We start from the raw sequence: 14,080 nt of genomic DNA, 5'->3' as shown, positions 1-14,080 counted from the left end.
TCATTTTGCTGATGGATAAGATAAAAATAAGCAACAAAGATGACAATTACGCCTATTCATCGAATCATTTTCGCGCCAAAACAGGGAGATTAATTCAATTCATGCACCAATAAAGCAAATTTCATGCCAACTTAAGGAGCAAAAATCAAAACAACACAAATGACAAAGATTTAGCCTACAAAAGGAAAATTATGATTATTTATGGTGCGTATTTTTTGCACCAAAAGCGCACATTTATAATAAAGATAAAGTGTCCGTGCGCTATTTTAGACCGGCCTAGTTAAATGGATCACTAATCTCGTTTTCTTGAGGTCGAGAATTGCCATTTGATGAGCGCGGACTTCCTTCGACATGACTTTGAGATTTCTGTACATCTACTACATTACCTTCCTGATCACGTCGAACAATCGTGGTACTCGTGGTGCTTTCTTTAGGGGTGACCACAGGTGCTGAAGGTTGAGCTTTCGGTCTTATCTGTACGGATTCATCGACTTTCGGTAAAGGTACATTTTTCAACTGAATTTCATAAAGTTTTTGATTACTTGCCAGTTCTTCCGAACCCATACTGTTGACTAGACTGGCATATTGTTGCATGGCCACAACTTTAGGCTGGACGGATTTAGGCAGATTCAGATTGAGCACTGATAAAGCCTGTTGAGCTTCTGCTGCGGTTTTATACAGACCATATAACAATACATATTGTTCAGGCTGGTTCTCACCCGAAAGCCTTAAATAAACAAAAGGCTTACGATCCTGCTGCTTTTTCAGGAAGGTTTTTAGAATGGCTTCATTACCTACACGAAATAGCTCAATCGCATGCTGTTTCTTTACTTCACCAATATATTTGGTTCCGCGGAATTCAGGCTCATGACTAACATTGACAACAATCCGAGTATTGAGAGCAAGAGGCTTAACCTCATCAGAAAGTGCACCAAGATGGGTCATTGAGGCCACTTTTTCTGGTTGAATCTGTAATTCAACTTCCGTTTCCGGCTTCTTCTCTACTTCTACCACTTCATCTGTATCGGTAATAGCCCAAAAAACCAAGGCAGCAAATAGACAGCATACGCCACAGACCAGCCAGAAATAATGCTGAATCTTTTGCCAAGGGGTACGTAATGCTGTCATAAAAATTTAAACCTATGCCTGATGAGCTAAAATCGCCTGTTGCATCAACTCGACATCAAAGTCTCGAGTAATGACTGCTTTTCCAAGTTGCTGCAATAATACAAGACGAAGCTGCCCATTTAAAACTTTCTTGTCGTGAGCCATATAAGCCAAGAAATCGTCAAGTGGGATTTTAGGACAAACAATAGGTAATTGCGCACGAGAAATGATTTTTTTTGTACGCTCAAGGTCTTCTAATGAAATCCAGCCCATGCGATGGGATAAATCTGCTGCCATCACCATACCGGTTGCTACCGCTTCTCCGTGCAGCCATTCACCATAACCCAGATAAGACTCAATCGCATGACCGAATGTATGACCGAGATTAAGTAAAGCACGCTCACCCTGCTCTTTTTCATCATTGGCTACAATACGAGCTTTATGTGCACAAGAACGATAAACCGCTTCGGCCAGCAATTGCTCATCACGGGCAATAAGACCTTCCATATTGGCTTCTAACCAGACCAGAAAATCTTCATCTCCGAGTAAGGCATATTTGATCACTTCAGCCAGACCCGCAGACAGTTCACGATCCGGCAAAGTTGCAAGTTGTGACATATCTGCCAGCACCACTTGTGGCTGCTGGAAAGCACCAATCATATTTTTACCCAGTGGATGATTAATGCCGGTTTTACCCCCCACACTGGAATCCACTTGAGAGAGTAACGTCGTTGGCACCTGAATAAAATAGACACCACGCTGGAAACAGGCAGAAGCAAAGCCGGCCATATCTCCAATAACACCACCACCGAGTGCCAGAACTGTACAATCGCGGTTAAAACCCGCCTCAAGCAATGCATCAAAAATCAGGTTTAGATGCTCAATATTTTTGTATTTCTCGCCATCCGGTAAAATACAGGTCGCCACAGTTTTACCCAGATTTTCCAATGCAGCCTTATAGCGATCCAGATAGAGTGGTGCCACCGTATCATTACTGACAATCATCACCTGCTTGCCATGAATATAGGGCTCAAGCAATTCCTGAGGATTCAAGTTACTGCCAATAAAAATAGGGTAACGACGTTCACCGAGTTCGACATATAAGGTTTTCATGAGGGAATGACCACTTTTTCAACTGAACTTATTTTTTTGGAAGGATGAGATTCAGAATACGCTGCGCCAGATCTCGTGCAGCTCCCTGATTGGTCTCAATAATGTAATGTGCGACTTCCCGGTACAACGGATCCCGCACTGCAAGCAGATCTCTAAGTTTCTGTTCAGGATTTTCAACTTGTAACAAGGGACGGTTTTTGTCGCGATAGGTTCGCTGAAGCTGAATTTCAACTGGAGTGTAAAGATAAACAACGATGCCTCGCTGCTTTAAATAATCCCGATTAGGAGCCTGAGTAATTGCGCCACCACCAGTCGCAAGCACCAGCTGTGGACGTGAGGTTAACTCATCAATGACAACAGTTTCACGATGACGAAAACCCTTTTCACCCTCTTTTTCGAAGATCCAGGGAATTGTAGCTCCTGTTTTCCGCTCAATTTCATGATCGCTGTCCAGAAATTCTCGTCCTAACAGTTCTGCTAAATGTCGTCCTACTGTTGTTTTACCGGCCCCCATCGGCCCTACCAAATAGATATTTGGCAGGGTTTCAAACTCTTTGCTTGGCAAGGAGTCACCTATTCATTTTGTTAAATTCAAAATATATTAATGATTTCTTGAAACACTGTCATTAACAATTCGAGGCGTAACAAAAATCAGTAACTCACGCTTGTTATCTGATTTTACATCTTTACGGAATAAACGGCCTAAATAAGGTAGATCGCCCAGGAAAGGCACCTTAGTTTGTGCATTTCGAGTTTCTTGCTCAAAAATACCCCCTAACACTACTGTTTCACCATTATCAACCAGTACATTAGTATTGATCTGGTTTTTATTTATCGTTAACTGTCCAGTGGGTGTCGGATTTCCTGGTGAGTCACTGGTAATATTCAACTCCATCTGTACCTTGCCATCTGGGGTAATACTTGGTGTAACGTCCAGACTTAAAGTTGCATCAATAAATTCAGTAGTTGAAACTGCATTAGCACCACCACCTTCTGCGGACTGATATGGAATTTGCGAACCAGAAGCCACAGTTGCTTTTTGCTTATCAGCAGTGAGCACTTTCGGCGTAGAAATCACTTCACCATAACCGTCTGCCTGTAGTGCAGAAAGTTCAAGATCCAGCATAAAATCTGAAAGGCTGATTAAGCCAAAAGCAATACGGCTTGCTCCTTGACTGGTTACCCCTAAGTCTACATTTAGGTTATCCGGGCGTTGAATATCATAGGTAAATCCCCCTAAATCACTTTCTTGAGGATCTCTCAAATCCCATAGAGTAGTGTCACTCCCCCCTACAAGAAGGTGATTATTATTGGTAATCCCTTGAGATAGGATTCCCCACTTCACCCCCATTTCTTTAGTAAAGTCAGTGGTTGCACGGACAATACGCGCCTCTACCATCACCTGCTTCACTTGCACATCAAGTAGATCGACCATATTGCGAATTTTATCAATAAATGGCTGGGTATCATTCACAATAATGGTATTGGTACGAGCATCAATAGAGATAGAGCCACGTGAACTTAATAAACTTTCTTTATCATCGTTATTAGTACTATTACTTGAATTACCTGATCCTGATGCACTTTTATTTTGAGTAATCAGTTTTTCAATATCTGCTGCTTTTGCATAACTGAGCTGCATATATTCAGTTTGAATCGGTGCAAGTGCAACGCTTTGTTTTAAAGCCTTAGCTTCTTCTTCTTCGGCCTTAATTAGTTCTGCCACTGGTGCAATCCAGATCACATTACCATTACGGCGTTTATCCAGATTTTTGGTTTTTAACACGATATCTAAAGCCTGATCCCAAGGTACTTCCTTGAGGCGTAAGGTAATATTACCCTGTACGCTATCTGCAGCAACCATATTAATATCGGTAAAATCAGCTAATAGCTGTAAAACACGACGGACTTCAATATCTTGGAAATCGAGGGAAATTTTCTTGCCTGTATAAGCGACTGATTTAGGACGTAAAGGCCCTTTAACTTCTGGACGCTTCAAACTAATCGTCAGCTTATTATCAGTTTGAAAAGCCATATATTCATAGCTTTCCGCAGATTGAATGGTAATTACACCTGAGCCATTCTGATTGACTGCGTCTACACTCGAAACTGGTGTAGCAAAATCATTCACATTTAAGCGACGGGTCAAATGTGCCGGAATCTTGGAGCCCAGAGTCCGCACAATCACTTTGGTTCCCTGCTGCTGTACATCGACTGGTGTGTTCTGACCTGCCAGATCAATTACCACCAGTCCTTCACCTTGCGCACCCCGCTGGAAACCAATATTAGTAATCCCCTGAGCGACCTGTTGTTGTACAGGCTGAGCAATAGCGACTGGAGTAGCAGAATTAATTTTTAAAATAAAGGTATTGCCTTCCACACGCGTCGTAAATGCACCTGCATTAGCGAGATTCACCGTCAGTCGAGAACGCTGTGCATCTGAGCTAACATCCACTGAACTGGCTTCAGCAGTTGCGACTGGAATACTAGACTGTTTTAGATTTTGTTGGGCCTCATTAAAATCCAGAATCAGGCGTGATGGAGATTCAAGCTGATAAGCTTGAGGCTGAGGTGGCAAGCCATTAAACATCACCCGGATTTCAGTTCCCTGTCCAGGAATTTGCATTGGCACTACATTGGTCATTGAAACCTGCGCACTCGCTGCTTGCATCACAGCAATCGCGACAGCCCCCATAGAAAACTGACGAAACACATGATTCATTGTATTAGCATCCCCAAAAATAAATTCTTTAATACTCTTATTCATTTTTATTCCTTAAAACTTATGGCGCTGGCCCAATCAAAACCAGACTTCGTGGTCGTTCCACATATCCCTCACGGCCATCTGGAATAATCTCAATCAAGTCAATCTGTGTCGGCGTAATTCTCGTTACACGACCATGATTAAGTCCCATATAGCTGCCACGTTGTATCCGTTCAATTTCCCCATCAGGCGTTTGAATTAGAGCCAGAATCTGCCCCGCCTGATTCCGCATACTGCCTTTCATGCTTAAGGTCTCTAGTGGATAACTCTCTAAAGGCTGTAATTGGCGTGACAAGTTCGGATAAACTCGCTTACCTGCCATAATTTTCAATTCAGCCGCTAAAGAGCTCGGCAGAAAAGGACTTTTCAGCTGATGAGCTGCATAATTAAACATTTCTGTCGGAATAAAATCTGGTGCCGGCTCAATCGGTAATGGCGGTTGATTGCGAATATTGGCCATTTCCTGATTGACTGCATCAATTCTTGATTCGCAGCCCACCAATAAAAATCCGAGCGTTAAAGCTGAAGTAATTTTAATGATATTCATTACTGAGCTCCCTGCATATCAGTTGTAGCCGGAGTAGATGAAGCATCTGCATTACCTACATACCGATAGGTTTTTGCTTTTACCACATAATCAATGACAGGAATTTCAGATTTCTTTTCTTTATTTTCAGTTCCCGTAATCGTGAAGTCATGCAGTGTAACGATGCGCGAAAGCCCTGCAATACTGCTCACAAAAGAACCAAATGCATGATAATCCCCAGTGGCTTCAATCGCGATTGGCTGTTCAATAAAGAATTCCTGCTTGATTTCAGGTTCAAGACGAATATTCTTGAATTTCAGTCCGGAGTTCACTCCACTCAGGTTAATATCTTCAACGAGACCAGGAATTTCAGTTTCTTTCGGCAATTGTTCCAATTGCTGATTAAAACGTGCTTCCATCTCCTGCAACTGAATCTGGTACTGCTGTAAATTACGCAGCTTGGATTCCTTTTCCCGGAATTCATTTAACAGGTTTTGCTCTTGAGCACTGGCTTGTGAAATCGCTTCTATCTTGCCGCGAATAAACCCGAAATACCCCAGCACAAAAACCAGAATAACAATAAAGATCCAGCAGGTGATTTTGACTGATAATGGCCAGCTACCATAATTATTTGGATCTAGTGTATTGAATTGTTGAAAGAACTTTTCAACTGTCATTTTTTTTCTAGGAACAGCCACTACGTCTTGGCTTAATTCATCGAATCCGTCATTACTCATGATGATGCCTCCGCTGTAGTTGTGGCTGGTGTTTGTCCTTCTTTAAGTGTTGGCTCAGCGATTTGATCCAGATCAACCGTGACCGTAAAGCTGCCATAAGATTCTTCTACTCGAGGAATCACTGAGGATGGCGCTTTATCTTTTGGCTCTTCAGCAACCAGGAAAGCATTCATAAATGCATTACGATACCAGGTGGAAGCTTCCAGATTACGTAGCAATTCAGCCACTGTATTCGGACTTTCTGCCTTACCTTCAATGGTGAATTTATCGCCGGTACGCTGAAATTTTGTAATGTACATATTGCCTGGTGTGACCCGTACAATTTCATCAATCAGGTGAACTGCAATCGGCCGTTGAGTCTGTAAACCCTGAATCAGCTTCATACGTTCAACAATTGCATTACGCTGGTCTTGTAAACCATCCAATGCTTTCAGCTGTACATCCAGATTCTGGTTAGTACTGACCACCAGCTGGTTGGCCTGTTCCTGATCCTGAAGTTTTTGATCGTAATAGAACCAGGTTGAACCTGCTGCTGCCAATCCTAGAAAAAGTGCCCCTGCGCAAATCGCTACAAATTCATTATTTCTTTTAATTCTTAGCTCATCGCGCCAAGGGAGTAAGTTAATCTTTGCCATTAATCAAAACTCCTCAATGCCAAACCACATGCAACCATGAGTGAGGACGCGTCATTTTCAATTTTTTTAATATCAATTTGAGGAGAAAAGCCCATTTGCAGGAATGGATTGGCAATCGTGACCCGGTAGCCGAGTTTTTGCTGTAATAGTTTTGCCAGACCTGGAATATTGGCATTCCCCCCTGCCAATAAAATATGGTCAATCTCGTTAAACTGAGATGAAGAGAAGAAGAACTGTAATGAACGCGCTGCCTGCTGCACGACTGCATCCAGGAAAGGTTCCAGCACTTCGATGTCATAATCATCCGGTAAGGCACGGGTTTTTTTAGCACGCCCTGCTTCCTCAAAAGATAACCCATAACGGTTCTGGATTTCCTGAGTCAGCTGCTTACCACCAAAAACCTGCTCACGAGTATAAATGATCTTGTTATTCTGCATGACGGATAAGGTCGTCATACTATGACCAATATCCAGGATCCCGACAGTATTTACCCCCATCGGCAAGGTATCCGAAAACACCTTGAATGCATTTTCTAATGCAAAACTTTCGACATCTGCAATTTTTGGATTGAGATTGGCAATTTGCAGTACTTCAGAACGCGCTTCAACATTTTCGATTCGGGTCGCTACCAACAGGACATTAACCCGGTTCGGATTGGTTAAACGGTCTGGCAGAACTTCAAAGTCCAGACTGGCTTCATCAAGTGGGAAAGGAATATATTGTTCGGCATCTTCACGAATCTGAACTTCACGTTCATCATCCGACATATCGGCATCCATTTCGATGATCTTGGTGATGACCATAGAAGTTGGAATCGCAAAGGCTGACTGACTGGACTGGGTATTGGCCAAATTAATCGCACGCCCCAACGCATCACCCACCGCTTCTGGATTTAAAATATTTTTTTCAACGACACTACTTTCTGGTAATGGGACTAAAGCATAACTTTCTACCCAGTACCGACCGTTCTTTACAGAGAGCTCTAAAACTTTAACAGAAGTCGAACTAATATCGACTCCTATTAACCCCTTATTTGGCTTACGATATAACCTGCGCACAATACAATTCCTATTATTTTTTTATCCCCAATAAAAACAAACTCACCAATCTGTGCCGGCCTATAATTTTATACAGATACAATAACTCATCTAACAATATGTATATCTAAAGGATATACTGACCGGTAATTAGTTTGCCATTAGCTCTTATTAAAACTTACTTGTTATGAAAAAGCTATCTTGTTCAGGCCTTGTTCATCCATTTTTTTTGATCATTATCATTATTTTGATCTCAATTCCGATGGGTTTCTATGGCATGTATCTCTATATTGCCCCATCTTTGCCTGAAATGTCTACGCTTAAAAAGGCACCTTTATTAAAGCCTTTACAAGTTTTTAGCTCAGATAATGAGCTCATTGCAGAGTATGGTGGCAAGCTTTCTGTTCCTGTGAATTATGAACAGATTCCGAAAGAATTTATTCACGCCTTCCTCGCTGCAGAAGATTCCAGTTTCTTCGAACACAGCGGGATCAGTTTTAAAGGCTTAGGACGTGCAGTCAGTGAAACCATTACCGGCTCTGATGTACAGACTGGTGGTTCGACCATTACCATGCAGGTCGCTAAAAACTACTATTTAAGTCCCGAACGTACTTTAAAGCGTAAGCTGACTGAAATTTTCCTGGCACGTAAAATAGAACAGAATTTAAGTAAAGAAGAAATTCTGACTTTATATGTCAATAAAATTTTCTTGGGGAAAAATGCTTACGGCATTGCGGCAGCAGCGAAAATCTATTACAACAAAAGTTTAGATGAGCTTTCGATTGCGCAAATGGCAATGATTGCTGGCCTACCTAAAGCACCTTCTCGTTATAATCCGGTGGCCAACCCTAAACGTGCATTAGAACGCCGTAACTGGATTTTAGGTCGCATGCTGCAATTGGGGTATCTGAATCAAAGCCAATATCAGGAAGCCATTGCTGAACCGATTAACCTGGATATGCCTGACCGCAGTACGCGTAACAAATTTCCCTACGTCGGTGAAATGGTTCGCTCTGAACTGGTAGAAAATTTTGGTGAACAGGCCATAGATTCAGGTTATAAAGTCTACACAACGATCCATAGTGAACGTCAGGCTTATGCTGAACAGGCGGTACAGGACGGTTTAGAAGCTTATGATCGTCGTCATGGCTGGCGAGGTGCCGAAGCTCATGATCAGCCCCTGCAAAATTTCCGTGTCTATGCCAATACTTATCCTGCTGAAGTGACCAAGGTCAATAATAATAGCTTTGAAGCGTTGATGCAGGATGGTACAACCGTAACTGTGCCTTGGTCAGGCATGTCCTGGGCCCGTCCTTATCGTAGTGCAGATAGTGTAGGTGCTGCACCAAGCAGAGCATCACAGATTGTCAAAGTTAAAGATATTGTTCGTTTAAGGCCTAACGAGAATAAAAGTTCCTGGGCACTGGTACAAACGCCTCAGGTACAGGGCCAATTAATTGCATTGAACCCGAATAATGGTGCGATTGAAGCCATTGTGGGTGGTTATAATTTTTATCAATCCAAATTTAACCGTGCGACTCAAGGCTGGCGTCAGCCGGGTTCAACTATTAAACCCTTCGTTTACGCTCTGGCTTTAGAACGTGGTATGACTCCACACACCATGGTCAATGATGCACCGATTACTATTGGTAAATGGAGTCCGCGTAATTCGGATGGCCGTTATTTAGGGATGATTCCTTTACGTCGTGCTTTATATCTGTCACGTAACACGGTTTCAGTACGCCTATTACAAACTGTTGGTATTGAGCGTACACGTCAGTTATTTATGGATTTTGGCTTGCAGGATAACCAGATTCCACGGAACTATACCATTGCTCTAGGTACACCTCAGGTTTTACCAATCCAGATGGCTACTGGTTATGCTACGTTCGCCAATGGCGGTTATCGGATTCAGCCACATTTTATTACGCGGATCGAAGATGCCTATGGCAAGACCATTTTTGAGGCTAAGCCTGAATATGCCTGCATCTCGTGTATTAATGCTCAGGAAGAAAGTCCTCAACCAACAGCCGCACTCACTCCTGATGATGAAGCAATTGAAATCAATAACAAGACCCTAGCGCAAAAACCAGAGACACCAAAAATCTCGGCTGAAGACAGTAATTACCGTCAGGCAGAACGTATTTTAAAATCTAGTTCTGCTTATGATATGGCCAATATCCTGCGTGATGTGATTCAGCATGGTACAGGACGTGCTGCTTTAAGAATTGGTCGTAGCGATATTGGGGGTAAAACCGGTACCACCAATGATGCCAAAGATGCCTGGTTTGCAGGTTTTAATGGCAAGCTGGTCACCGTTACCTGGGTCGGTTTCGACCAGCCAAAAACTTTAGGTCGCCGTGAATACGGTGGCGTGGCAGCCTTACCAATCTGGACCGACTTTATGGGTAATGCCTTAAAAGGTACACCAGAAGCTTGGGTTCGCCTGGATCGTAATGCTAAAGCACCTATTAACCGTAATAAAGTAGTGCAAGGTGAGCAGGAACAGCATGATCCGTCTTCTCCACCTTTAGCGACGCCTCTGTATCGCCCTGCCCCGGTTGTAGCACCTAAACGACAAAGCAATGATTTTGAAGATTTGCCTGATCAGGAAATTCGCATACCGGATGATGAAAGAGTGGCCCCAAGAGACCAGCCACCACAGCCAAATCGGGTGGTGGATCCTTTGGAAAACTTGATTGAAGAACTTGAATAATCTGAACCAATAAAAAATCCCTCAATAATGAGGGATTTTTTATTTCTAAATAACCGATTTACTTCTTCTGAAATACATAAATCTGGAATTGGGCCATTAAATCGAATTGATCCTGCTGCTCAAGTGCCAAACGGCGTTCAGGTTTGGCTTTATAAGCATAGGGAGTCATAGCAATCAGGTTTTTTAAATCCGCTTGAGGCAAAGTCATTGGCGCATCAATCACCTGTTCACTTACCAGATTAAATACATCCTGCAACTGCTCAACAAATTTCTGTGGCTCGTGTGCTTTCACTTCCTCAAATAAGGCTTCCCGCATCGCGTACAAATGTTGTGGTGCAGGCGTCACTACCATCAAATAAGATTTTGGCTTTAATACCCGCAAGATTTCCTGTTTCGGAATCGGGCTAAATAAGCTGGTACAGAGATCAATGGATTGATCCAATACCGGCAAGGTTGCCCCTGTCCCTACCACCCAGGTAATTTCTTTATTCAGTTTAGCTGCAACCTGAACTGCATTTTTGGCAATATCTACGCCGACACATTGCATGACTTCAGCCTGCATGGCATTGGTGTAATAGCCTTCGCCACAACCAATATCGAGCAGATTTTCAATCCGCAGCTCACGGATTTTCTTGACCACAGCCTGTTGCAAAGGCGCATAATGGCCTGCACTCAGAAATGCACGGCGTGCCTGCACAGATTCAGGCGTATCGCCCGGATTTTTACTATGTTTATGCTGCACCACATGCAGGTTCACATAACCCTGCTTGGCTACATCATAGCTATGCTGATTGTCACAGCGCCATGTACGTTCATTTAAGCGTAACTGCTCACGACAAACAGGACACATCAGTAGGTTCATTTTTAAATTTCTCCAAAACAAAAAAGCCGGCATGCGCCGACTTTTTCAAATGCATTTCTTAGCGTAATTTTAAGGTCATTAGGCCAAAAACTACCAGCATAATTGTAATAATCCAGAAACGGATGACGACTTGAGTTTCACGCCAACCTTTCTTTTCATAATGGTGATGCAAAGGTGCCATCAGGAATACCCGTTTATTACGCATTCTTAATGAACCGATTTGCAGGAAGACTGAAATTGCTTCCACCAGGAATACACCTGCCATAATCGCAAACACGATTTCCTGACGCACCATCACGGCAATCGTACCCAGCATCGCACCTAAAGATAACGCACCCACATCACCCATAAACACTTGAGCTGGATGAGCGTTATACCAGAGGAATGCCAGACCGGCACCGATCATCGCAGCACAGATCACCACCAGTTCAGAAGAATATTTCACATAAGGAATATGTAAGTAGTTAGCGAAACGTACATCGCCTGCCAAATAAGCAAATACCCCTAAACCTGCCGCAACCAGGACAATTGGCATAATTGCCAGACCATCCAGACCATCGGTCAGGTTTACGGCATTGGATGCACCATTAATCACGAAGTAAGTGAAAATAATGAAGCCAATTCCCAGCGGAATCACAGACAATGGAATGGTGTGATCCTTAAAGAATGGAATCAACACATCCAGCATGTTGGCAGTCACAACTGGATTCGGTTGCTGCTGTGCGATCACATACAGTGCAATACCAGCACCGATTGAACCTACAGACGTCCAAAAGAATTTCTTGCGTGCAGGTAAACCGGCATTGTCCTTATAACGGATTTTAATCCAGTCATCCGCCCAGCCAACGGCGCCGAAAATCACCATTACCGAGAGCACAATCCAGACATAAGGATTCGTCAGGTCCGCCCACAGTAAGGTGGAGATCCCGATCGAGAGCAGGATTAATACCCCACCCATGGTCGGTGTACCCATTTTCTTGGCATGATTCTCAGGAGCAAACGAACTTACTGCCTGACCATATTTTAGTGCCTGCAATTTGCGGATCATGATCGGACCCAAGACCAAACCGATAGTCATTGCGGTCAAGACGCTGAGCAAAGCACGTAAAGTTAGATAACGAACCACCTGAAACGTGCTATCAAAGCCCGCCAGCTGGTCAAATAGCCATAACAGCATTTAGAGTTTCTCCATCAATGCAGCCATTAATGTTTCCATATGGGTAAAACGCGACCCTTTAAATAGAAAAGACATTGGCTGGGGATGATGTGTTTCAATCAAATCAATTAAAAATGGTAAAGCCTGCTCCTGATTGAGGAAAGCCTGCATCTTCTTACCATATTGCGTACTACGTGCACCTTCTTGTGCAGCTGGAGCAAATTCACCCACAGCCACCACAAAATTAATGCCTTTGACCGATACCAGATCCCGACCAAGTTTATAATGCTCGATCGCGGCAGATGAACCCAGTTCACCGATATCACCGGTCACCATCACTCGAATACCCTGCTGCTGCGCTAAAACTTCAGCCGCTGCACGCATCGAGCTTGGATTGGCATTGTAGGTATCATCAATAAATAAAAATTCTTTGTGCGGAATAAAGTTCAAACGACCTTTGGCACCAACGGCCTGTTCAAGGCCAGCCACGATATCATTCAGACTGATACCAATCGCCAAAGAAAAAGCCACTGCTGCAGTTGCGTTTTGCACATTGTGTTCACCAGCAAATGGCAGATTTACGGTTTTACTGCCTTGCGGTGTATTTAGCGTGAAAGTCACAGATTGCGGATGTAGTTCTACGTCAGTCGCGTAGACGTCACCACCCTGACCAAAACTTAGGGTCTTCTCTGTTTTGACGGCTGCACGGATCTGCTCGGCGTAATCATCTGCTGCGGGCACAATCGAAGTTTCAGAAATATGCGAATAGATTTCAGACTTGGCGCGACAAATCCCATCACGACCACCAAACTCACCCAAATGTGCGGTACCGATATTAATGATACCGGCCACATGCGGCTGTACCAGATTGGAAGTGTAATCAATTTCACCCTGATGGCTCGCACCCAGCTCCATCACCGCATACTGATGTTCAGCACGCAGTTCCAGCAACATCATTGGGACACCCAAATCATTATTCAGGTTACCGCGAGTGACTAAAGTCGGTGCCAGACGTGACAAGATACTGCCCAGCATTTCCTTGGTCGTGGTTTTACCGCTACTGCCTGTCAAAGCAATGACTTTAAGCTGTGAGTTTTGCTGACGACGATAAGCGCCAAGATGACCCAGTGCCAGACGAGTGTCTTCAACTACTAGCTGGCAAATCTCTGCATCAACAGGTCGACTGACAATTGCGACTCCACAGCCCTTCTCAGCCACTTGGGCGATAAAGTCATGCGCATCAAAACGCTCACCTTTAAGTGCCAAAAAAACATCACCTGCTTCGGCATAACGGGAATCAGTTAAAATCCGCTTAATCTGACCTTCAGGTTTTTTATCATTCAGCCAATAACCCTGAGTGGCTTGCTGTAACTGTTCAATTGTCCATGGCTCTAGAGGCACGGTACTTGTTGTTGAAGTATGCATGT

Annotated in this window: 12 protein-coding genes; 1 reads left to right on the top strand and 11 read right to left on the bottom strand. The window is 43.5% G+C overall.

What is annotated here, in order from left to right; all coding sequences use genetic code 11:
• Window positions 1-276 precede the first annotated feature (276 nt).
• Genes FTV12_RS06030 through FTV12_RS05995 form a run of 8 tightly spaced genes read right to left on the bottom strand, consistent with a single transcriptional unit; the run spans window position 277 to window position 7,940 of the window.
• A complete protein-coding gene (locus tag FTV12_RS06030) occupies window positions 277-1,128 on the bottom strand; it encodes a hypothetical protein (protein ID WP_179992175.1) in 852 nt (283 codons plus the stop codon).
• A gap of 12 nt (window positions 1,129-1,140) precedes the next feature.
• The gene (gene aroB, locus FTV12_RS06025) at window positions 1,141-2,220 is read right to left on the bottom strand and encodes a 3-dehydroquinate synthase (RefSeq protein WP_180033729.1); all 1,080 of its coding nucleotides are present in this window, start codon (window positions 2,218-2,220) and stop codon (window positions 1,141-1,143) included.
• 28 nt (window positions 2,221-2,248) lie between these two features.
• A complete protein-coding gene (gene aroK / locus FTV12_RS06020) occupies window positions 2,249-2,785 on the bottom strand; it encodes a shikimate kinase AroK (RefSeq protein WP_005233593.1) in 537 nt (178 codons plus the stop codon).
• A 36-nt stretch (window positions 2,786-2,821) separates the two neighbouring features.
• Window positions 2,822-4,987 (bottom strand): type IV pilus secretin PilQ family protein, encoded by a 2,166-nt coding sequence (pilQ, locus tag FTV12_RS06015; protein WP_180033727.1) that lies wholly within the window; start codon window positions 4,985-4,987, stop codon window positions 2,822-2,824.
• 16 nt (window positions 4,988-5,003) lie between these two features.
• Window positions 5,004-5,531 carry a pilus assembly protein PilP gene (locus FTV12_RS06010; RefSeq protein WP_034169727.1) on the bottom strand — a complete coding sequence of 176 codons (528 nt, stop codon included), beginning with the start codon at window positions 5,529-5,531 and terminating at the stop codon, window positions 5,004-5,006.
• Complete coding sequence (locus tag FTV12_RS06005) at window positions 5,531-6,247, bottom strand: type 4a pilus biogenesis protein PilO (RefSeq protein ID WP_180033726.1); 717 nt, start codon at window positions 6,245-6,247, stop codon at window positions 5,531-5,533. Before FTV12_RS06005 ends, FTV12_RS06010 begins: the two co-directional genes overlap by 1 nt.
• On the bottom strand, window positions 6,244-6,882 hold the full coding sequence (locus FTV12_RS06000) for a PilN domain-containing protein (protein WP_179992180.1): 639 nt from the start codon (window positions 6,880-6,882) through the stop codon (window positions 6,244-6,246). The genes FTV12_RS06005 and FTV12_RS06000 overlap by 4 nt, the downstream gene beginning before the upstream one ends.
• The gene (locus FTV12_RS05995) at window positions 6,882-7,940 is read right to left on the bottom strand and encodes a pilus assembly protein PilM (protein ID WP_004787132.1); all 1,059 of its coding nucleotides are present in this window, start codon (window positions 7,938-7,940) and stop codon (window positions 6,882-6,884) included. Before FTV12_RS05995 ends, FTV12_RS06000 begins: the two co-directional genes overlap by 1 nt.
• Before the next feature lie 166 nt (window positions 7,941-8,106).
• Here FTV12_RS05995 and ponA point away from each other — a divergent pair, with 166 nt between their 5' ends.
• A complete protein-coding gene (gene ponA, locus FTV12_RS05990; RefSeq protein WP_180033724.1) occupies window positions 8,107-10,635 on the top strand; it encodes a penicillin-binding protein PBP1a in 2,529 nt (842 codons plus the stop codon).
• A gap of 58 nt (window positions 10,636-10,693) precedes the next feature.
• On the opposite strand, the gene FTV12_RS05985 is transcribed toward ponA, so the two are convergent.
• The 3 genes from FTV12_RS05985 to murF are packed head-to-tail and all read right to left on the bottom strand — an operon-like array spanning window position 10,694 to window position 14,078.
• Window positions 10,694-11,497, bottom strand: a complete 804-nt coding sequence (locus FTV12_RS05985) for a putative RNA methyltransferase (RefSeq protein WP_180016597.1) — start codon at window positions 11,495-11,497, stop codon at window positions 10,694-10,696.
• 58 nt (window positions 11,498-11,555) lie between these two features.
• Window positions 11,556-12,674: a phospho-N-acetylmuramoyl-pentapeptide-transferase gene (gene mraY / locus FTV12_RS05980; RefSeq protein WP_180025537.1), complete on the bottom strand. Its 1,119-nt coding sequence runs from the start codon at window positions 12,672-12,674 to the stop codon at window positions 11,556-11,558.
• Window positions 12,675-14,078: a UDP-N-acetylmuramoyl-tripeptide--D-alanyl-D-alanine ligase gene (gene murF / locus FTV12_RS05975; protein ID WP_180033722.1), complete on the bottom strand. Its 1,404-nt coding sequence runs from the start codon at window positions 14,076-14,078 to the stop codon at window positions 12,675-12,677.
• Between the last annotated feature and the right edge of the window lie 2 nt (window positions 14,079-14,080).

The sequence above is a fragment of the Acinetobacter sp. YH12233 genome (assembly GCF_013417725.1).
Taxonomy (GTDB): domain Bacteria; phylum Pseudomonadota; class Gammaproteobacteria; order Pseudomonadales; family Moraxellaceae; genus Acinetobacter.
This window is presented reverse-complemented; position numbering and strand designations above follow the sequence as displayed.